Source organism: Mesorhizobium sp. B2-1-8, assembly GCF_006442545.2.
GTDB lineage: Bacteria > Pseudomonadota > Alphaproteobacteria > Rhizobiales > Rhizobiaceae > Mesorhizobium.
Genome location: NZ_CP083952.1, coordinates 5,518,854 through 5,540,135 on the forward strand (window position 1 = coordinate 5,518,854; position 21,282 = coordinate 5,540,135).

Here is a 21,282-nt window from a genome sequence, read left to right on the forward strand (position 1 = left end):
GCGCCGCTGCCGTCCCAACTCCAACCCATGATCTCTCCATTCCAATTCCATCGTCCGCCACGCTCAGGCGGCGCTGTGCAGCGGCCCGCCCGCGACCTCGGCCAGCAGGCGATCTAGATCGACATCGGCGTTGCGGTGTTCGCCGACGATTGTGTGCTCCGACATCACCAGGATGCGGTCGGCCGTCTCCAGCGCTTCGTCGAGTTCGGTGACGAACAAAAGCGTGGCGCGGCCATTGGCGCTTGCCCTCAGCTTGGCTGCGATATCGCGCCGGGCCGAAATGTCGACGCCCTGGAACGGCTCGTCGAGGATGAATAGCGCGGCATTCTGCGCCATCCAGCGGGCGACCATCACCTTCTGCTGGTTGCCGCCGGACAAGGCCGACATCTCATCCTTCTCCGAGCGGCAGACGATGCCGAGTTGCTCGATCTGCCGGCGTGCGGTGGCGCGTTCGAGGCGGCGTTTGAGGACACTCAGACTGGACATCCGCTTGAGGAAGGGCAGGCTGACATTGCGCTCTATGTTGAAGCCGCCGACAATGCCGCTGGTGGCGCGATCCTTGGCGACGAGGAACACGCCGGCGGCGATCGCGTCGCCCGTCGAGCGCGGCGCGTAAGGCTTGCCGTTCATCGTCATGGTGCCGGCGAGCGGTCGGCGCACACCGAACAGCGTCTCGGCAAGAGCGGTCTTGCCGACACCGACGAGACCGGTGATGGCGACGACTTCGCCATCGCCAAGCGTCAGGGAGATCGGCCGGGCACCCTGCGCGATGCGCAGCTCTTCGACGCTCAGGACCGCCCTGGCCGAACTTCTGGCGACGATCCGGTCGAGATGGATCTTGCGGCCGAGCATGGCGTTGACCGCACCCTCATAGTCGAGCGGCTTGGTGTCGAAGGCGCCGGAGACGACACCGTCGCGCATCGAGACGATGCGGTCCGCGAGCCGCCTGATGTCCGACATGCGGTGCGAGATGTAGAGGATCGCCACGCCTTGCTCGCGCAGCCGGTCGACCAGCGCGAACAGCCTGTCGGCTTCGGCACTGGAGAGCGACGAGGTCGGCTCATCGAGGATCAGCACCTTCGGCTGATGGGCGAGCGCTCGGGCAATCGCCACCATCTGGCGATCGGCGAGCGAAAGGTCGCTGACGCGGGCCTTGAGATCAATGGCCAGCCCCATGCGGTCTGCGACCGCCTTGGCCTCACGGCGCACGCGAGCGGGATTGAACAGGGTCGGCACGCCCCGGCCGCTCAGCCTGTCGAGCGTGAGATTGGTGGCGACATCGAGGTCGGCGACGACGCCGTCATTGATGTTCTGGTGCACGGTGACGACGCCGGCGCGGATCGCTTCCGCCGGCGTGTTCGGCGTAAAATCCTGCCCGGCAAGCGTCATGCTGCCGCCGCCACGCTCGTAGACGCCACTGACGATCTTGACGAGGGTGGATTTACCGGCGCCGTTGGCGCCCATCAGCACGGTCACTTCACCGGCATGGAGGTCCAGCGCGATGCCGCCAAGCACCTCGTTGCGGCCAAAGGATTTCCTCAGTCCCTCTACGCGGAACACGGCATTGCCGACCATGCGTTCCTCCCTGACCATGACGCTATGGTCAATGTCGGCAATTGTCAACACGATTGACAATTGCCAGACAGCTTCCTAGCTTGGCCTCGCCGCCAAGGCTCCCTTATGATCGGAGCACATCGGCGGGAGGGACAAGGATGACTGGGAAATTGCCGTTCGAAGCATTGTCAGTGGAGACCCTCGCAACACGTCTCGGTACGAACGAGGCGCTGTGCGCGAAGATCGGCAAGGATGCTAGCGCCTGGAAGGTCCGCGAGGTCGGGGACGGCAATCTGAACCTGGTGTTCATCGTCGAAGGTGCCAGTGGCGGTGCCATCGTCAAGCAAGCCCTGCCTTATGTCCGCCTCGTCGGCGACAGCTGGCCGCTGCCGCTCAAACGCTCCTTCTTCGAGTATCACGCGCTGACCCGCCAGGAGGCGCGCGCGCCGGGCTCGGTGCCGGCGATCTACTACTTCGACGAAGTCCAGGCGCTGATCATCATGGAGTATCTGGCGCCGCCACACATCATTCTGAGGCGCGCCCTGATCGACGGCCGCCAATTGCCCAACATTGCCAGGGATATCGGCCTGTTCATGGCCCGCACGCTGTTTCGCGGTTCCGATCTGTCGATGGCGACCAAGGATCGCAAGGCGGACCTGGCGTTGTTCGCCGACAATGTCGAACTTTGCGACATCACCGAGAACCTGGTGTTCTCAGACCCCTATTTCGACGCCAAGATGAACCGCCACACCAGTCCGCAGCTCGACGGGCTGGTGGCCGAACTGCGGGCCGACCGTGACCTCAAGGTGGAGGCGCAGCGGCTGAAGCAGATCTTCGCCGCCAATGCCGAGACGCTGCTGCATGGCGACCTGCATTCCGGCTCGATCATGGTCACGGACCAGGAAACGCGGATGATCGATCCGGAGTTCGCCTTCTACGGTCCGATGGCCTTCGATGTCGGCATGCTGCTCGCCAATTTCTGGATGTCGTTCTTCTCGCAACGCGGGCATGAGCAGAAGGGCAAGCGCGACGCCATGCGCGCCTATCTGCTCGATGTCGTCGTCGAGACATGGGCGGTGTTCCGCGCCGAGTTCTCGCATCTGTGGCGCACCGAGCGCGCCGGCATGCTCTATCAAAAAAGCCTGTTCGAGGATCAGGGCGACAGGCTGGGCGCCGAGCAGGCGCTCGATAATGTCCTGCACCAGATCTGGGACGATCTGCTCGGTTTTGCCGGCATCGAGGTGCACAGGCGCATCCTCGGCCTCGCCCACAATGCCGACTTCGAGACCATTGCCGATGAAGATCTGCGCGCCAGTTGTGAGTCGAAGGCGCTGAAATTCGGTCGTCACATCGCCGTCAACCGGCGCCAGATTCACAGCATCGACGAGGTCAACACACTGGCCGCGCTGATCGAACGGGAGAACAGCATTTGAACGTCGGCGACCGCCACTATCGGACCATCTGGCTCAGCGACGACGGCCGCTCGGTGGAGATCATCGACCAGCGCTGGCTGCCGCATGAATTCCGCATCGAGAAGCTCGGCACGGTCGCCGACATCGCCACCGCGATCCGCGACATGTGGGTGCGCGGCGCACCGTTGATCGGGGTCACCGCGGCCTATGGCGTCGCCATGCAGATGGCGCACGATCCGTCCGACGAAGCGCTCGACACTGTGTGGGAAACTCTGCACGAGACACGGCCGACGGCGATCAACCTGCGCTGGGCTCTGGACGAGATGCGGCGTTTCCTGCGACCGCTGCCGGCCGGACAACGCGCCGCGGCCGCCTATCGGCGCGCCAGTGAAATCGCCGACGAGGATGTCGGGCTGAACCGCGCCATCGGCGAGAACGGTCTCGCCATCATCAAGGCGATCGCGGCGCGCAAGCAGCCGGGCGAGGCGGTCAATATCCTCACCCACTGCAACGCCGGCTGGCTGGCGACAGTCGACTACGGCACAGCGACTTCACCGATCTACCTCGCCGTCGAAGCCGGCATTCCCGTCCATGTCTATGTCGATGAAACACGGCCGCGCAACCAGGGCGCCCAGCTGACCGCCTGGGAGATGGCTGGCCACGGCGTGCCGCACACGCTGATCGTCGACAATGCCGGCGGCCATCTGATGCAGCGTGGCGCGATCGACATGGTCATCGTCGGCACCGACCGCACGACAGCCGATGGCGATGTCTGCAACAAGATCGGCACCTATCTGAAGGCGCTCGCCGCCGCCGACAATGACGTGCCGTTCTACGTCGCGCTGCCCTCGCCCACCATCGACTGGACCGTGGGCGACGGCCTCGCCGAGATCCCGATCGAGGAGCGCTCGGGCGACGAGGTGTCGCTGGTCTGGGGCAAGACCGCCGAGGGCGAGATCGCCCAGGTGCGTGTATCGCCCGAAGCGACGCCGGCAAGGAACCCCGCCTTCGACGTGACGCCGGCTCGGCTGGTGACCGGACTGATCACCGAGCGCGGCATCGCCAAGGCTTCGCGCGAAGGGCTGAAGGCCATGTTCCCCGAACGCGGATAGTCGGGACGCGCTCAGAACTCGACGTCCGGGATCTCCAACGCGTTCACGAAATCCAGCGAGCGCCGCAAGGCGCCGCGAATGGCGGCGATGTCGACGGGCGTGTTGCGTCGCTCAGGATCACGGCGTCCCGGGCGCTCCAATCGCAATGGCAGTTCGATGCTGACCGGCAGCATCGCGGGAAGCATCGCCCAATAGGGTTCATAGCCGACCGAGCCGTCGCCGATGGCGCAGAACGCCCATCCTGCCCCGGTGCTGACGACATCCTTCAGATGAGCATGGCCGACCATGTCGATGGCATCGGCGATATCTTGCGACGGCTGCATCGTCTCGCCGCTGTAGGTGAAAATGTTGCCGGCGTCGTGGTTCAGGCGGATGTGCGGCGATCCGATGGCGCGGACGAAGCTTGCCCCTGATCGCGCGCTGCCGAGCAGATTGCCGCAGCCATGTCCGGGGTTCTCGAGCGCCAGAACGATGTCAGCCTGTTCCAGCCTCGGCAGAACGGCATCGATCGTCGTGCGGATCGCCGCGCTGTCCGTCATCGGGCCGGCATTGGTGATCAGGAAGGATGCGCCAAGGCCGGCGGCAAAGCCGATGCGCCGGGACAACGCCTCGATGGCATCAGGCCCAGACAGGTCGAGATGAGCCGACACGGCATTGATGCCAAGCCCGGCATGTTTCGCCGTCCGGCGCAACCGCGACGCGTTCGCGTCGGCAAACATGCCTTCATCGAAATCGACATAGCCGCGAATGAAGGCCGGCTCGACATGGGCAGCACCCACAGCGGCAATCTCTTCGACGGCCAGGTCCATGGAGTAGCCGTCGAAGAGCGCGGTCGATACCGATATGATCCGCGAAGGCAGGGCTCAGGCCCCCTTGCCGTAGACGATCAATTCGGAGGCTTCCTTCACCTTGGCCGGCGACAGCGCTTCGCGCCAGTCGTCGCGGACCACGACGCCCTTGGCGAACCGCATCAAGCGCAGCGCCGCGTCGGACGGCACTTTCGGCGAGAAGCCGAACCACATGGCGATCTCGACGTTCAAATGGCCGATCAGAAAATCGAGCGCGGCCTGCCTGGGAATACCGTATTTGCGCTCGCACTCCTCGACCGCCTCGACCATCGTGTCGACGAAAGGCATGGCGACCATTTCGGACAGGCCGGGCTCCAGGATCGCCAGCTGTTCGACCGTGACGCGGTGGCTGTCGATGATCGGCGACCACATCGCTTTGCACACTTCCTCGCCAAGCGCGTAGTGCTCTTCGGGACCTTGCATCAGGGCGCAGACGATCGATTGCTTGGCGATGCCGCCATGATAGTCGCGACGCGCGGCCCACTCCGTTTCGTCGCCGAACAAGGGTGGATGGCAGGGGTGGCCGACGAAATAAGTGAGGTCCGGCCGGTCCTTCGGCAGGTCGCCGGCATAGGGTGCGGCCGCATCCAGAACGAGGATCATGGTGCCCTTGGCAAGCATGGGCGAGATCTGCCGCGTCACCTGGCCGATGATGTTGTCCGGCAAGGCCATCACCACGACCTTGGCGCCGGGAATACCTTCCTCCATGGCAACGGCGGCGATGCCTGATTCAGCCAATCGTTTGCGGCCCGCCTCGCCGACCTCCACGGCACGGACACCATAGCCAGCGCCGATCAGCTTTCCGGTTACGCGGAAGCCCATTTTCCCGCCGGCTCCAAGCACCGCTACCGATATCGACATTTGCTCTTCTCCCATTTCATCTTGATGGCGCGGTTGGCGCAGGTTCAGCCGAACGCCCGCAGCGCGGCCTCGAGGTCCGGATGCGTGGCGGCATAGTCGCGCGCGGGAATGCCGACCGCCGCGGCTTCGAAAGCATCATGCAGGCTTCGAACGCCCGCGGCCGGTCCGCCGGGATGCGCCATGATCCCGCCGCCGCAGCAATAGATGAAATCGTTCGAGCCGAGCCTTTCGTAGGTCTCGCCCGCCTGCACCGCTGTCTGTCCGGACGAAAACACCGGCATGACCGTATCGGGGCGGTCAGCCCGTCCGAGCATCGGAGTCAGGCAGGCATGGGCCGAGGCCATCACCGATTCGTCGGGTTCGCAGAATTTGTTGGACAGCCCGTTGACGTGCATGTGGTCGATGCCTGCCAGGCGCCAGAATTTCTGGTACGCGATATAGCTCATGCCCAGATCAGGGGAACGGCTGAAGAGGCCCCAGCCTGCCCGGTGGCCGTGTAGCGCAACGCCGGAATGACGACGCATCTCGACGACACCCGACAGGCCGACGGAATTCAGGACGAGCATCGCGCAGGTGCCGCTGCGGCGCTCGATCAGATCCAGCTGGCGGCGCATGGCGTCGATGTCGCCGGAAATGTTGGCAGCATACATGACCTTGCGGCCGGTTCTGTCCGCGTGCCTGTCTATCACCGCCATGACCGCCTCGAGCCGCTGTTCAAACGGCGAATGCGGGGGATCTCCCATCAGTTCGTCGTCCTTGATGAAATCGAGACCGGCGGCGATCAGCGTATCGGCAAGACCCGCCGTCTCTTCGGGCGTAAGGCCAACGCTCGGCTTGACGATCGTGCCGATCAGCGGGCGTCCCTCGACTCCGGTCAGGCGACGCGTCCCTTCGACGGCGAAAGCCGGTCCCGGATAGGCATCCGCGAAGACATCGGGAAAGGTGACGTCGAGCAGGCGCATGGCCGAGAAATGATGCAGCTCGAACAGATTGCCGAGGACCGTCGACCAGACCGAAGCCAGCACGGTGCCTGTATTCTCGATGTTCCAGGAAAGACCCACCTTGGCCCGGCGCGGTATGGCGGCGGCGGCATTCTTGGGCGAACGCGAAAACGGCAGCGCCTCGCCGTCAACCTCGACAACATCCTCGACGAATTCGACGCGCGCTCCGAACCGGCGCAACAGTTCCGGCGTTTCCCCGGGTATGGCGCGGAACGTCCCGCTCGATTGCTCGCCCGCCATCGCGGCCGCTGCAATCTCCGGCGGGTAGCGGGTTTCGATCAGGTAGGTGGCGCGGAGGCGACCGGTCAATGCAGGTTTCCCGGCTGGAATGAACTTCATGGCGGCGAGCGATACCACTAAAAAGACATCATGTCATCACATGAGTTTTCTGATCAAAAAATTTTGGCCGCCGTCAGCCCCCACCGCCATCGGCCAGTTTCGAATAGAGTTCATTGGCACGACCGATATGGTCGGCCATGGCGGCGCTCGCGCCTTCCGCATCGCCGCTGGCGATTGCCTTGTATATCCGTTCGTGCTCCTCGACCGTCAGGCGCTCGGCGCCTTTCACGGCGACGAGATCGCGCTTGAAGCGGGACAGCCATTCGAGCATGCCCTTGGCCACGGCAGCAATCATCGAATTGCCGCTCATCTCCGCTATGACGGCGTGGAATTCCATGTCGGCAATGACAAATCGTGCCTGGTCGCCCTTTGCGTCGCGCAAGTGGCGCAAGGTCTCGGCAAGCCGTTCCAGGCTCTTGGCGGTGGCCCGCCGCGTGGCTATCCGGACCAGCCCGGTTTCCAGCAAGAGCCTGACTTCCTTGAGTTCTTCGAGACCACGAGAGTTCGTCGCCAGCATCATGACCATTGCCGCGGAGACCTGGTCGACGATCACTTCGGGCGTCGGATTGATGACACGCGCACGTTCGCCGTGCGAGATCCTGATGAGCCCCATCTGCTGCAGCGTCAGCATCGCTTCCCTGATCGACGGCCGCCCGACGCCGATCATCGTCATCAGCTCCTTTTCCGACGGCAATTGGGAACCGGGCGGGAATTCGGACGTCGAGATCGCCGCCATCAGGCGGTCGAGCACCTCGACATACAACTTCTTCTTCTGGACCGGCTCCATCCGCATCTCCCCTGATCGTTCCCAGGCATAATCGATCCCGAGTCGCACCGACAGGCAAGGTCCCGGCATTTATTTGACATTACATATATGATGACATAACGTCCAGCCATAGCCAACGTCAGCGCGGCACATGCCGCAACGGACCGGCCCAACTGGCCAAGGGTGACACAGAAGAACCCGGCAGGCCGTGGTTCCGTCGACGCAATCAAATGAGTTCCGACCGGCTTGCCTATTTGGTATGCTGGTATAACATGCAGCTGGTATGGTGTCTTTCGGAAGAGACACGAAATGACGGACGAGCCGATCAGGTCGGCCGGGTTTTTTGGGAGGAGAAATCATGAAGTTTTCAATTGTGGCGGCGCTTGCCGGCGCCGCGTTCGCCAGTGTTTCGGTCTTGCCGGCGATGGCGTCGCCGGACGCACCGGTAATCGCGCTCGCCAACGCCTATTACGGCAACACCTGGCGGCATCAGATGGTGGAGGCTTTCGAGGCCTCGGCCAAGGAAGCCAAGGCTGCCGGTCAGATCGCCGACTATATCGTCATGAACGGTGACGGCTCGGTGGCGCAACAGAACAGCCAGATCGCCGAACTCATCCTCAAGAAGGTCGACGTGCTCGCCGTCGACGCGGCTTCGGAAACCGCGGTCAACGGCATCATCGAAAAGGCCTGCAAGGCCGGCATCATCGTCGTTTCCTTCGATTCGGTTGCTTCGGCGCCCTGCAATTACCAGCTCAACTTCGACTTCAAGGGCTACAAGGCGGCCCAGGCCGAAGCCGTCTTCAAGATGATCGGCGGCAAGGGCAACGTCATCCAGGTGCGCGGCGTGAAGGGCTCGGCGCCCGACAACGACATGTTCAACGCGCAGCAGTCGGTGCTGGCGAAATATCCCGACATCAAGGTTGTCGCCACCGTCTATGGCCAGGCGACCGCCTCGGTCGCGCAAGCGGCGATCGCCAACGTCCTGCCCTCGCTGCCGCATGTCGACGCCGTGCTCGGCCAGGGCGGCAGCGACGATGTCGGCATTGCCCAGGCCTTCGTCCAATATGGCGGCGATTATGCCGGCAAGATGCCGATCATCGAAGGCGGCGGCGGCACCGACTTCGTCAAATGGTGGGCCGACGAGAATGCCAAGAACGGCTACCAGACGGTCTCGATGAACACCACACCGGGCATTGGCGGCGCCGCACTCTGGCTCGGCCTTTCGCTGCTCAAGGGCGGCAAGGCACCGAAGCTGATGATCATGCCGGTAGCGACCGTCGATGCCAACAATCTCAAGGAGTATGCGAAGCTGCCGGGCGGCCAGATCATCAGCCCCAGCTATTCGCTCAACTGGGTCAAGCAGAACCTGCTCAGCAAGTAAGGCTGCCATTGCCAGGGACCGGACGCAGCCAAACGCCGCGCCCGGTCCTTGTCCGTAAAGAAACGGAGGACGAATGTCCCATCTCGCCGTAGCCGATCCGGAAGGCGCAGCCGCTACGATGCCCGACATCAGGCCCAACGTCGTCTCGCTGTCGCAGATCACCAAGAGTTTCGGCCCGACGTTGGCGAATGCGCAGATCGACCTCGCCGTCTCGGCCGGCGAAATCATCGGCCTGGTCGGCGGCAACGGCGCCGGCAAGTCGACGCTGATGCGCATCCTGTGCGGGGCAACGTCGCCGACCCTCGGCTCGATTTCGTTCGCCGGACAAGGCGTGAGCTTCGCCGACTACGGCACAGCCGAGGCGCAAAGGCGCGGCATCCAGCATGGTGCATCAGGAACTGTCGCTGTGCGCCAATCTTTCCGTCGCCGAGAATTTCTTCCTGGAGACGCCCGGCGAAGCGACCAACCGGCCGGGCTGGCGCGCACTCTACCGGACCCGCGCCCGCGCAGCGCTGGACGCCGTCTTTCCCACCAACGGCATCGATGTGAATGCCGAAGTCGGCCACCTTTCCATCGCCGAGCGGCAGATGGTCGAGATCGCGCGCGCCGCCGCAACGCCCGACGTCAAGCTGATCGTGCTCGACGAGCCGACCTCCTCGCTCGACCTCGACCGCTCCAGGCAGTTGCGGTCGTTCATCCGCGAACGAGCCAGATACGGCCTCGCCTTCATCTTCATCAGCCACAAGCTGCAGGAAATCATCGACATCGCCACGCAGGTGATGGTGCTGCGCAACGGACGTACCGCCTGGCGCGGAGATGTCGCCGACACTTCGATCGGCCAGTTGGTGCAGCTCATGGGCGGCGACGCCAATTCAATCCACCAGCACAGCGCCGCCGTCGCCAGCAGCGGCGAGGCGCTGGTCAAATTGTCCGGCTTTCTGACCGCCGGCCTCGGCCGCGACATCGCGATCGGCCGCGGCGAGATCATCGGACTGGCGGGGCTCGAGGGCAGCGGCCAGAAGGACTTGCTGCACGCCATTTTCGAGCCGGATTCTGCCAGGGGAACCGCGGTCATCAGGAGCGGCGATGCCGGTTTCATTGCCGGCGACCGCCAGAAGGAAGGCGTGTTCCCGCTGTGGAGTGTGCTTGGAAACATCAGCATAGGCAGCCTTGCCCGCCGTCCGGCACTGGGGCTGGTTTCGGAGCGCGCCAGCCGCAAGGCGGCGGCCGATGCGGGCAGCCGGCTGCGGCTCGACGACAAACGCTTCGGCTCCAACATCCTCGAACTCAGCGGCGGCAACCAGCAGAAGGCGCTGGTCGCCCGCGCCCTCGTCGCCGACACGCCGATCCTGCTGCTCGACGATCCGACGCGCGGCGTCGACATCGCCACCAAGCAGGACTTCTACAAGCTCTGCAACGAGATCGCGCGCAGCGGGCGCACACTGGTCTGGCACACGACCGAAGATGCCGAGCTTTTGGCCTGCGACCGCGTGCTGGTGTTTTCGGGCGGGCGCATCGTCAAGGAATTGAGCGGCGAGGCGATCACGGAATCGGCCGTCGTCGGCGCATCCTTCACCCAGCAGGCGGACACCCGCGCCGACGCGCGGCACAGCACCGCCAGCGCCGGGCTTGCCCGCCGCTTGGTGAACGCGGCTCCCTTCATCGGCCTCGCCGCCGTGCTGGCGGTGATGATCTCGGCCAACCCGGCGGTCGCCTCGATCTTCGGGCTGGATCTGCTGTTGATGCCGGCGCTGTCGCTGGTGCTGGTGACGGCGGCGCAGATGTTCATCGTCGGCGGCAGCGAGATCGACCTCGGCGTCGGCGCCTTTGCCGGCCTCGTCAGCGTGCTCTCCGCCACGCTGCTCTACGATCAGCCATGGCTCGGCGCGCTGGCGCTGGCGGCGGCGGTCGCCGCCTATGCCGGGCTCGGCGGCCTGATCCAGGCACGCAAGATCCCGGCCATCGTCGTCACGCTCGGCGCCTCCTTCATCTGGATGGGACTGGGCTACGCGCTGCAGCCGACACCGGGCGGCGCCAGCCCCGAATGGCTGTCGGCGATGTTCAGCTGGTCGCTAGGCTTCCTGCCCACCTCCGTCATCCTCATCGCCACGGTCGCACTGATGGTGTTGGTGATCGACCGGCTGCCGCTCGGCGTGGTGCTGCGCGGCTTCGGCAACAATCCGACCGCCATGATCCGCTCCGGCTGGTCGCCGACGCGCTATGCGCTGGTGCGCTACCTGGTCGCCGGACTGTTCGCGGCTGCCGCCGGCCTGTCGCTGACGGCGATCAACACGGCAAGCGACATCAATTCCGGCAACTCGTTCACGCTGCTCAGCGTCGCCGCCGTGGTCATGGGCGGCTGCTCGCTGCTGGGCGGCGTCATTTCGCCGATCGGCGCCATCGCCGGCGCGGTCACGCTGGCCTTGATCGGCGCCCTGCTCGGCACGCTGAACGTGAGCAGCGACTTCAACGCGGCAACGCAAGGGCTGATCCTCATCGCCCTGCTGACGCTGCGCAGCCTGACCGCAGACCGCAGGAGCGAACAATGAACGGCCTCGCCGCCTTCAGCCTCTGGGCGCAGAAGAACCGCTGGGGCTGGTCGGCGATCGGCGTGCTTGTGCTTTGGCTGGTGCTCTCGGTGGTCACCAACCGCTTCAGCCTCTCCAGCCTGTCGGGCATCATGCTGTCGGCCTCGTTCCTGACCGTCGTCGGCATCGGCCAGATGTTCGTCGTCACCACCGGGCGCGGCAATATCGACCTTTCGGTGGCGTCGGTGATCACGCTCAGCGCCTTCGTGGCGCTGCTCACCATCAAGGGCCAGGACGCCAACCTTGCCATCGGCGTGGGTGCGGCGATCCTGCTCGGCCTCGCGGTCGGCGGCTTGAATTCGCTGCTCGTCGTCGGGCTGAACATACCGGCCATCATCGCCACGCTGGCGACAGGCTACGTTCTCGCGACCGCGACACTGCTATCGAACCGCGCCATATCGGGTTTTGCCGTCAGCCCGCTGCTGAAGACGCTAGCGACGGGCCGCGTCTCCGGCATGCCGATCATGGCCATCATCGCCATCGTTGGCGTGGCCGCGACCGCCTTCGTGCTGCGCTACACGGTGTTCGGACAATTGCTGTCGGCGGTCGGCCAGAACCGCACCGCCGCGCGGCTGGCGGCGATCCGCAACAACCGTGTCATAGCGTCGGCGTTCGTCATCTCGTCTGTGCTCGCTTCGCTCAACGGGCTGCTGCTCGGCGCCTATATAGGCGGCGCCTTCCTCGAAATGGGCCAGCCCTATCTCTTGCAGTCGATCGCCGCGGTGGTGCTGGGCGGCACGCTGATCTTCGGCGGCTCGGCGAGCGCCGTCGGCACGCTGTTCGCCAGCATCCTTTTGATCCTCATCGTCACCACCATGCAGATCGTCGGCCTGCCGCCGGGTGCGCAGGACATCGTGCAAGGCATCGTCGTCATTTTCGTTCTGGCGCTGGCCGGCCGGCAGGTGCTGTCGCGCCGAGCCGCCGTCGACCGCACGGACGACGACGGCACGGTGAAATCCGGGCCAAGCTCGACGGCAGCCCGACCGGAATGACAAGCGGATGATGATTCTTCTTGCCAAGTTGTGGTAGAGTGATCATACCAGTAGATAAGGTGACGATCGGCAACGCCATCGTCCACGACCAGGGAGCAAGGGCTAGATGACGACGATTGCGCTGTTCGGTGCCGGCGGGAAAATGGGCTACCGCCTTTCGACCAATTTCCGCGGCTCGCCCTATACGATCCGCCATGTCGAGGTCAGCGAGGCCGGGCGTGATCGACTGAAGACCGGACTGGGCTTCGACACGGTCAGCGCCGACGAGGCGCTGAAAGGCGCCGACGTGGTGATCCTGGCCGTGCCGGACACCCATATCGGCAAGGTCGCGACAAGCATCGAGAGCAAGCTCGCGCCGGGCACGATGGTCATCGTGCTCGACGCGGCCGCACCGTTTGCCGGCCATTTGCCCGATCGTCCCGACCTGACCTACTTCGTCACCCATCCCTGCCATCCGCCGATCTTCAACGACGAGACCGACATGGCGGCCAAGAAGGACTATTTCGGCGGTGTCAAGGCCAAGCAGCACATGGTCAGCGCCCTGATGCAGGGACCGGAAGCCGACTACGCCAAGGGTGAGGCCATCGCCAAGATCATCTGGGCGCCGGTGATGCGCTCGCACCGCGTCTCCGTCGAACAGATGGCGCTGCTCGAGCCAGGTCTTTCGGAAACCGTATGCGCTTCGCTGCTGGTCGTCATGAAGGAAGCGGTCGACGAGGTCGTGGCGCGTGGCGTCGACCAGCAGGCGGCGCTCGATTTCCTGCTTGGCCACATGAACGTGCTCGGCGCCGTCATCTTCGGCGAAACCAAGGGCGTGTTCTCGGACGCCTGCAACAAGGCGATCGAATTCGGCAAGCCGGTGCTGATGCGCGACGACTGGAAGCGCGTCTTCGAGCCGGAAGAGATCGCGGCCAGCATTCAGCGGATCACTTGAGCGCCTCAGGTACAGATCATCTGAATTTGTGGTTGACTCATCATACCAGTTGGCTAAGCTAATCTTCGCTCGGATCAATCACGCTTCGCCGGGAGTTCGAAGCTGAAACGGGTGGAGGATGGCGGGGAAAAGGAACTTGCTTTGGCGGAGCCGACCGACGGCTTGAGTCCAGGCGTTCCGCAACCTTCACAGCCTGACGGATTCAAACGCGGACAGTGGCCTCGATCGATCGAGACACAGACTTTTCAAACGGGAGGACTTCATGAAACTGACACGCAGAATGACGCTTGCGGCTTTCGCCGGCGTGCTGGCACTCGGCACGGCGATGCCCGCCTACGCGGCGGACCTCATCGCCATCATCACACCATCGCACGACAATCCGTTCTTCAAGGCCGAAGCCGTCGGCGCCGAGGCCAAGGCCAAGGAACTCGGCTACGAGGCGCTGGTGCTGGTGCATGACGACGATGCCAACAAGCAGTCCGAACTGATCGACACCGCGATCGGCCGCGGCGCCAAGGCGATCATCCTCGACAATGCCGGCGCCGACGCCACCGTCGCCGCCGTGCAGAAGGCCAAGGACGCCGGTATTCCCTCTTTCCTGATCGACCGCGAGATCAACGCCACCGGCGTCGCCGTGGCGCAGATCGTCTCCAACAATTACCAGGGCGCCCAGCTGGGCGCGCAGGAATTCATCAAGCTGATGGGCGAAAAGGGCAATTTCGTCGAGCTGGTCGGCAAGGAATCCGACACCAATGCCGGCATCCGCTCCAAGGGCTATCATGACGTCATCGACGACTATCCGGACCTGAAGATGGTCGCGCAGCAGTCGGCCAACTGGAGCCAGACCGAGGCCTATTCCAAGATGGAATCGATCCTGCAGGCCAATCCCGACATCAAGGGCGTCATCTCCGGCAACGACACGATGGCGATGGGCGCCTATGCCGCGCTCGCCGCCGCGAACCGCAAGGATGTCATCGTCGTCGGCTTCGACGGATCGAACGACGTGCGCGATTCCATCACCTCAGGCGGCATCAAGGCGACGGTGCTGCAGCCTGCCTATGCCCAGGCGCAGATGGCGGTCGAACAGGCCAACGACTTCATCAAGAACAAGAAGTCGCCCGAGAAGGAGAAGCAGCTGATGGACTGCGTGCTCGTCAACGGCGACAATGCCGCCAAGCTGGAAACCTTCGCGTTGAAGAACTGAGCCGGCGCAAAATAACAGGGAGGGGCGGACCCGTGTTCGCCCCTCGCCCAGTTTTGTTTTGACGCAATTCCGCACGGAAAACCGCTTCAGACTTTTCCTGGAATTGCTCCAGTTTCACGTTCCGGGTGATTTTTTTGACCGCCATGCCGAACAGATTGACCTGGCTGACCCCTTTCACTTGGCTGACGCTTGTCGCCCTCGCCGGCATCGGTCTCAGCGCCTGCAAGATCCTGCCGACGTCATCGGCACAGGAGGAAAGCAAGGCGCCCACCTTCAACCCGGACAAGATGGTCGAGGACATCTGGGCCTCGAAGGTCATCCCCTACCTCAGGCAGAAGGCCGGGCCGTTCGCCGAGGTCCATGCGCTGGCGAAAGCCGATCCGGCCGCAGCCGGCGCCAGATACGGCAACCCCAGGAAGCAGGCGAATTCGCCATGGACCTTCGCGGTGCGCGTCGAGGGCAAGATCGTCGCCGCCAACACGCAGTCGCGCGCGGCAACGATGGACATCGACGTGGACGGCGACGGCAAGGCCGATGCGCGCGTCCAGATCGGGCCGGCGATGCGCGGCACCGCACTGCGCGACAGCCTCGATTTCGTCCAGTTCAACGACTTCACCAACCAGATCGACTTCGCCCAGTTCGGCAAGGCCTTCAACGCCTATGCCGACAAGACCGTGCTGTCCAAACTGCCGCGCGAGGCACTTGAAGGCCGCACCGCCAAGGTGATCGGCGCCTACACGATCGAAGGCGGCCAGGACCTGCCGCTGGTGACGCCGGCGGAGGCCGAGATCGGGCCGAAGCCATGAGCATGGCGGCCGCTCATGAGGTGATCCTCAAGCTCGAGGACGTCTCGAAGGTCTATGCCGGCACGGTGGCGGTCAAGCAGGCGAACTTCGAGGTGCGCAGGGGTGCCGTCAACGTGCTGGTCGGTGAAAACGGCGCCGGCAAGTCGACGCTGATGAAGATCATCGCCGGCGTCGAGCAGCCGACCGCCGGCCGCATCCTGCTCGAAGGCGAAGAGGTTTCCTTCTCCTCGTCGGGAGATGCGGTGGCGCGCGGCATCGGCATGGTGTTCCAGGAGCTGAACCTGTTCGGCAACATGACCGTGGCCGAGAACATCTTCGCCACACGCGAAATCACCAACCGGCTGGGCAAGATCGACCGCAAGGAGCAGGAAAAACGGGCGGGCGAATTCCTCGACCGGCTCGAAGCCGGCATCCGGCCGGACATGCTGGTCGAGGACCTGCGCATCGGCCAGCAGCAGCTGGTCGAGATCGCCAAGGCGGTTTCGCTCGACGCCAAGATCCTGATCATGGACGAGCCGACCTCGGCGCTGAGCGCGGCGGAAGTCGAAATCCTGTTCAAGGTGATCGCCGACCTCAAGGCGCGCGGCGTCGCCATCGTCTACATCTCGCACCGGCTGGAAGAACTGATCCGCATCGGCGACACCGTCACCGTACTGCGCGACGGCCGCATCACCGGCCAGGAGGAAATGAGGAACGTCGACACGCAGTGGATCGTGCGGCAGATGATCGGCTCGGATGCCAAGGATTTCGCCAAGGCCGACGGACATCAGCCCGGCGAGGAAATCTTCCGCGCCGAGGAGATCTGCCTGCCGCGCGTCACCGGCGGACTGGCGGTCGACCATGTCTCGCTGTCGCTGCGCGCCGGCGAAATCCTCGGCATATACGGGCTGATGGGCGCCGGGCGCAGCGAGCTGTTCGACTGCATCATGGGCCGTCACGGCCATGCCAGCGGCAAGATCTTCATCGCCGGCAAACAGGTGAAGGAGCGCGACACGACGCGCCGCATCCAGCGCGGACTGGCACTGATCCCCGAGGACCGCCAGCGCGAAGGGCTGGTGTCGATCCTCTCGGTCGCCAGCAACCTGACGCTGGCGAGCCTGTCGCGCTTCGTCAGCCTGTTTCATATCCGCGGCGGCGCCGAGCGGCAGGCCGTCGTGCAGATGGTGCGGGAACTGGCGATCAAGGTCGCCGATCCGGCGCAGGAAGTGTCGTCGCTGTCGGGCGGCAACCAGCAGAAGGTGGTGATCGGCAAGGCGTTGCTGACCGAACCGAAAGTGCTTTTGATGGACGAACCCAGCCGCGGCATCGATGTCGGCGCCAAGGCCGACGTCTTCCGCACTATGCGCAAGCTTTCGCGTGACGGACTCGGCATCCTGTTCGCCACCTCCGATCTCGACGAGGTGATGGCGCTGTCCGACCGCATCGCGGTGATGAGCAATGGCAGACTGACCGGCATGTTCGATCGCGCCGAGGCGACGGAAGCGGCGATCGTCGCGGCATCGGCGCTGGGTCACGGACCGGCACATGGAGAGCAACGCTGATGACTGACATTCCGGCCAAGGCGGCCGCTCCTTTCGCCTCCAGCGGTTCCGCGCTGCTGACGCTGATGAAGCTCAGGACCTTCATCGCGCTGATCGCGGTTCTGGTGTTCTTCTCGATCGCCGCGCCGAACTTCCTCTCGGCCGCCAATTTGATCCTGATGGCCAAGCACGTGGCGCTCAACGCCTTCCTCGCCATGGGCATGACCTTCGTCATCATCACCGGCGGCATCGACCTTTCGGTCGGTTCGATCGTCGGCCTATGCGGCATGGTGGCCGGCTATCTCGTGCTCAACGGCATCGACCTGCAGATCGGTTACACCGTCTATTTCAACGTCTTCGAGATCATCCTGATCACGCTTCTGGTCGGCATGGCGATCGGCGCCGTCAACGGCCTGCTGATCACCAGGCTCAACGTCGCGCCCTTCATCGCCACGCTCGGCGTGCTCTATGTCGCCCGCGGTTTCGCGCTGCTGTCCTCCGACGGCCGCACCTTCCCCAACCTCGTCGGCAAGCCGGAACTCGGCACCACCGGCTTCGGCTTCCTCGGCGCCGGCCGGCTGCTCGGCCTGCCGGTGTCGATCTGGATCCTGATCGTGGTGGCGCTGGGGGCTGCCTATCTCGCGCGCTACACGCCGCTCGGCCGCCACATCTTCGCCGTCGGCGGCAATGAGCGCGCGGCGCGGATCTCGGGCGTGCGTGTCAACATGGTCAAGATGTTCGTCTACATGTTCTCCGGCTTCTGCGCCGCGATCGTCGGGCTGATCATCTCCTCGGAGCTGATGGCCTCGCATCCGGCGACCGGCGAGAGCTTCGAATTGAATGCGATTGCCGCAGCGGTGCTCGGCGGTACCTCGATGTCGGGCGGGCGCGGCACGATCGGCGGCACCATCGTCGGCGCCTTCGTCATCGGTATCCTGTCGGACGGGCTGGTGATGATGGGCGTGAGTTCCTTCTGGCAGATGGTGATCAAGGGCCTGGTCATCATCGTCGCCGTCGTCGTCGACCAGGCGCAGCGCCGGCTGCAGCAACGCGTTACCCTGATGCAGATGGCGAAGGCGGGTTGAGCATGGCGAGCTTAAGTGGAGCGCTGATCGGCTGCGGCTTCTTCGCCGTCAACCAAATGCATGCCTGGCGCGGCATCGAAGGCGCCTCGATCGTCGCCATCTGCGACCGCGATGCCGAGCGGCTCAGGATCGTCGGCGACCAGTTCGGCGTGGCGCGGCGCTACACTGACGCAGCGGCGATGTTTGCCGGGGAGAAACTCGACTTCGTCGACGTCGCCACCACGGTGGGCAGCCATCGTGCGCTGGTCGAGATGGCTGCCACGCACGGCGTTCCCGTGATCTGCCAAAAGCCGTTCGCGCCAACGCTTGGCGATGCCAAGGCGATGGTGAAGGCCTGCGAAACCGCCGGCGTGCCGCTGATGGTGCATGAGAACTTTCGTTGGCAGTTGCCGATCCAGGCGGTGCGCGCGGTGCTCGACAGCGGCGAGATCGGCACGGCCTTCTTCGGCCGCATCTCCTTTCGTTCCGGCTATGACGTGTTTTCCGGCCAGCCCTATCTGGCGACGGGCGAACGCTTCATCATCGAGGATCTGGGCATCCATATTCTCGACATCGCCCGCTTCCTGCTCGGCGATGTGTCGAGCCTGACCGCCCGAACCGCACGCATCAATCTCGCCATCGCCGGCGAGGACGTCGCGACAATGCTCATGGACCATGTCGGCGGCGCCACCTCAGTGGTCGATTGCAGCTACGCGACGAAGCTTGCCGTGGAGCCGTTCCCGGAAACGCTCATCGAACTCGACGGCAGCGACGGCACGATCCGGCTGGCGCAAAGCTACAGGCTGACCGTCACCGGCAAGAGCGGAACCAGAGTGAGCGATGTCTCTCCGCCGCTGCTGCCCTGGGCCTCGCGGCCTTGGCACAACATCCAGGAAAGCGTTGCCGCCATCCAGCAGCACTGGATCGACTGCCTTGCATCAGGCCAGGAACCGGCGACCTCGGGCGCGGATAATCTCAAGACATTTGCCCTGGTCGAGGCCGCCTATGCGAGTGCCGCGAGCCGCGAGCCGGTGCAGATCGACGCCTTGCTGAGATGACACCAGACGCTTTCCAGCTCTACGGCACGCGCGCGGTCGAGCCCAAGCCGGTCACGCTGCGCGCGGGCGCATTGAGCGCGGAACTGGTCAACGGCAATCTGCGCACCATCCGCCATGGCGGCACCGAAGTGCTGCGCGCCATCGCCTATATCGTGCGCGACCGCGACTGGGGCACCTATGAGCCTGACCTGACGAACCTGACCATCGACCAGGAGGACGACCGTTTCTCCGTCAGCTACGCGGCAAGCCGCCTCGGCCCAGACGGCAGCCGGCTCGTTTTCCACGCCACGATCGAAGGCTCCGCCGACGGCAGGTTGGTCTTCGATGTGACCGCATTGCCGCAGAGCAATTTCGAAACCAACCGCTGCGGCTTCTGCATCCTGCATCCGATCGCTGGCCTCGCCGGCTGCCCGGTGACGGTCGAGCACATCAACGGCAGCGTGGTCGAGACGGAACTGCCCGATCTGGTCGACCCCTGGCAGCCCTTCAAGGATTTGCGCGCCATCACGCATCAGGTGCGACCCGGTGTTGTCGCGCAATGCCGTATGGAAGGCGACACATTCGAGATGGAAGACCAGCGCAACTGGTCTGACGCCTCCTACAAGACCTATGTGCGGCCGCTGGCGCTGCCCTGGCCCTATGTGCTGCCGGCCAGACAAGCCCTGCGTCAGACGATCAGCCTGCGCATTGCCGGCCAGGCCAATGTGCCTGCCTCGGCAGCGCCGGCCGAACCGGTCCGCGTCGAACTCGGCAAGGCCGGCTCGAAGCTGCCTGACATCGGCATCGTGATCTATCCCGAGGATGTCGAGGCGGCGTTTGCCGACCTGCCGATGCTGGGAAGGCTTGGTCCCCGGCAGCTGCTTTTCCACTTCGATCCGACGCGCGGCCACGGCCTCGAAGCGCTGCGCGCCCATGCCCGCCTCGCCGCCGCCTATTCCGTTTCGACGACGCTGGAATGCGTGGTCGCCTGCACCGGCGATCTCGACGCCGAACTTTCCGATGTCGCCGATATGGTACGCCGGGCGGGTCTGCGGCTCGACGCCATCGCGGTATCGCCCGCGGTCGACCGGCAGTCGACGCCGCCGGGGAGCGCCTGGCCGGCATGTCCGCCGCTCGAGGACGTCTACGCCGCGGCGCGCCGCGCCTTTCCCGGCCTCCGTCTCGGCGGCGGTATGTTCAGCTATTTCACCGAGCTCAACCGCAAGCGCGTTCCGGCCGACCAGCTCGATTTCATCACCCACTGCACCTGTCCGATCGTGCATGCCGCCGACGATCTCAGCGTCATGCAGTCGCTGGAGGCGCTGCCCTTCATCACCCGGTCCACCCGGGCGATCTTCGAGACAAAGCCGTACCGGATCGGGCCATCGACGATCGCCATGCGCCAGAACCCCTATGGCGGCGCGACCAAGGACAATCCGCAGGGACAGCGCATCGCCATGGCGAACCGCGATCCCCGCCATGCCGCGCAGTTCGCCGCCGCATGGACGATCGGCTATGCCGCGCGCGTCGCGCCGGCGGGACTGGAGATGCTGACACTGTCCAGCTTCAGCGGGCCGTTCGGCGTGGTCGCGGAATCGGGCGAACCCGTCGCGCAAGGAACGTCGCGGCCGATCTTCCGCGCCATCGAAGGGCTTTGTGAGTTGGCCGGGCTAACCTATGTTTCCGCCACGACGAGCGACGAGACGCGGGTTCTGGCGCTGGCCGGCCGCTCCGCCTCAGGGGAAACCATTGTATGGCTGGCGAACCTGACGGCCAACGACGTCCCGGTCGACGCTTCCGCGCTTGGCCAGGGCAATCTCATAATGTCGCCCTATGCGATTACCAAGATCGGTTAGGCAAACA

At 64.5% G+C, this 21,282-nt stretch carries 16 protein-coding genes and 1 pseudogene; 12 read left to right on the plus strand and 5 right to left on the minus strand.

Annotated elements, in window-relative coordinates:
- Window positions 1–63 precede the first annotated feature (63 nt).
- Window positions 64–1,575: a sugar ABC transporter ATP-binding protein gene (locus tag FJ970_RS27210; protein ID WP_140757656.1), complete on the minus strand. Its 1,512-nt coding sequence runs from the start codon at window positions 1,573–1,575 to the stop codon at window positions 64–66.
- A 137-nt stretch (window positions 1,576–1,712) separates the two neighbouring features.
- On the opposite strand from FJ970_RS27210, the gene mtnK reads away from it, so the two are divergent.
- Window positions 1,713–2,987, plus strand: a complete 1,275-nt coding sequence (mtnK, locus tag FJ970_RS27215) for an S-methyl-5-thioribose kinase (protein WP_140757657.1) — start codon at window positions 1,713–1,715, stop codon at window positions 2,985–2,987.
- On the plus strand, window positions 2,984–4,078 hold the full coding sequence (gene mtnA / locus FJ970_RS27220; RefSeq protein WP_140757658.1) for an S-methyl-5-thioribose-1-phosphate isomerase: 1,095 nt from the start codon (window positions 2,984–2,986) through the stop codon (window positions 4,076–4,078). Before mtnK ends, mtnA begins: the two co-directional genes overlap by 4 nt.
- 11 nt (window positions 4,079–4,089) lie before the next feature.
- Here the strand turns inward: mtnA and FJ970_RS27225 are convergent, their stop codons facing one another.
- The 4 genes from FJ970_RS27225 to nanR all read right to left on the minus strand — a co-directional run bounded on the left by FJ970_RS27225 (window position 4,090) and on the right by nanR (window position 7,914).
- Entirely contained in the window at window positions 4,090–4,887 is a 798-nt protein-coding gene (locus tag FJ970_RS27225; protein WP_140757659.1) for a sugar phosphate isomerase/epimerase family protein, read from the minus strand.
- Window positions 4,888–4,941: 54 nt separating this feature from the next.
- Window positions 4,942–5,787: a phosphogluconate dehydrogenase C-terminal domain-containing protein gene (locus tag FJ970_RS27230; RefSeq protein WP_140757660.1), complete on the minus strand. Its 846-nt coding sequence runs from the start codon at window positions 5,785–5,787 to the stop codon at window positions 4,942–4,944.
- A 44-nt stretch (window positions 5,788–5,831) separates the two neighbouring features.
- On the minus strand, window positions 5,832–7,127 hold the full coding sequence (locus FJ970_RS27235) for a ribulose-bisphosphate carboxylase large subunit family protein (RefSeq protein ID WP_140757661.1): 1,296 nt from the start codon (window positions 7,125–7,127) through the stop codon (window positions 5,832–5,834).
- A gap of 73 nt (window positions 7,128–7,200) precedes the next feature.
- A complete protein-coding gene (gene nanR, locus FJ970_RS27240) occupies window positions 7,201–7,914 on the minus strand; it encodes a transcriptional regulator NanR (protein WP_140757662.1) in 714 nt (237 codons plus the stop codon).
- A 337-nt stretch (window positions 7,915–8,251) separates the two neighbouring features.
- Here nanR and FJ970_RS27245 point away from each other — a divergent pair, with 337 nt between their 5' ends.
- From FJ970_RS27245 to FJ970_RS27290, 10 genes and pseudogenes are all read left to right on the plus strand, one after another.
- A complete protein-coding gene (locus tag FJ970_RS27245; protein ID WP_140757663.1) occupies window positions 8,252–9,274 on the plus strand; it encodes an ABC transporter substrate-binding protein in 1,023 nt (340 codons plus the stop codon).
- Window positions 9,275–9,347: 73 nt separating this feature from the next.
- Window positions 9,348–11,823: pseudogene (locus tag FJ970_RS27250) on the plus strand (ATP-binding cassette domain-containing protein).
- Window positions 11,820–12,854 (plus strand): ABC transporter permease, encoded by a 1,035-nt coding sequence (locus tag FJ970_RS27255; RefSeq protein ID WP_140757664.1) that lies wholly within the window; start codon window positions 11,820–11,822, stop codon window positions 12,852–12,854. The pseudogene FJ970_RS27250 and the gene FJ970_RS27255 overlap by 4 nt, the downstream one beginning before the upstream one ends.
- A 106-nt stretch (window positions 12,855–12,960) precedes the next feature.
- On the plus strand, window positions 12,961–13,788 hold the full coding sequence (locus tag FJ970_RS27260; protein WP_140757665.1) for a phosphogluconate dehydrogenase C-terminal domain-containing protein: 828 nt from the start codon (window positions 12,961–12,963) through the stop codon (window positions 13,786–13,788).
- Window positions 13,789–14,050: 262 nt separating this feature from the next.
- A complete protein-coding gene (locus tag FJ970_RS27265) occupies window positions 14,051–14,992 on the plus strand; it encodes a D-ribose ABC transporter substrate-binding protein (RefSeq protein ID WP_140757666.1) in 942 nt (313 codons plus the stop codon).
- A 143-nt stretch (window positions 14,993–15,135) separates the two neighbouring features.
- The gene (locus FJ970_RS27270) at window positions 15,136–15,798 is read left to right on the plus strand and encodes a DUF2291 family protein (RefSeq protein ID WP_140757667.1); all 663 of its coding nucleotides are present in this window, start codon (window positions 15,136–15,138) and stop codon (window positions 15,796–15,798) included.
- Window positions 15,795–17,339: a sugar ABC transporter ATP-binding protein gene (locus tag FJ970_RS27275; protein ID WP_140757668.1), complete on the plus strand. Its 1,545-nt coding sequence runs from the start codon at window positions 15,795–15,797 to the stop codon at window positions 17,337–17,339. Before FJ970_RS27270 ends, FJ970_RS27275 begins: the two co-directional genes overlap by 4 nt.
- On the plus strand, window positions 17,339–18,403 hold the full coding sequence (locus FJ970_RS27280; RefSeq protein WP_140757669.1) for an ABC transporter permease: 1,065 nt from the start codon (window positions 17,339–17,341) through the stop codon (window positions 18,401–18,403). The genes FJ970_RS27275 and FJ970_RS27280 overlap by 1 nt, the downstream gene beginning before the upstream one ends.
- Window positions 18,404–18,405: 2 nt before the next feature.
- Window positions 18,406–19,440 (plus strand): Gfo/Idh/MocA family protein, encoded by a 1,035-nt coding sequence (locus FJ970_RS27285; protein WP_140757670.1) that lies wholly within the window; start codon window positions 18,406–18,408, stop codon window positions 19,438–19,440.
- A complete protein-coding gene (locus FJ970_RS27290) occupies window positions 19,437–21,275 on the plus strand; it encodes a hypothetical protein (protein WP_140757671.1) in 1,839 nt (612 codons plus the stop codon). The genes FJ970_RS27285 and FJ970_RS27290 overlap by 4 nt, the downstream gene beginning before the upstream one ends.
- Window positions 21,276–21,282: the final 7 nt, after the last annotated feature.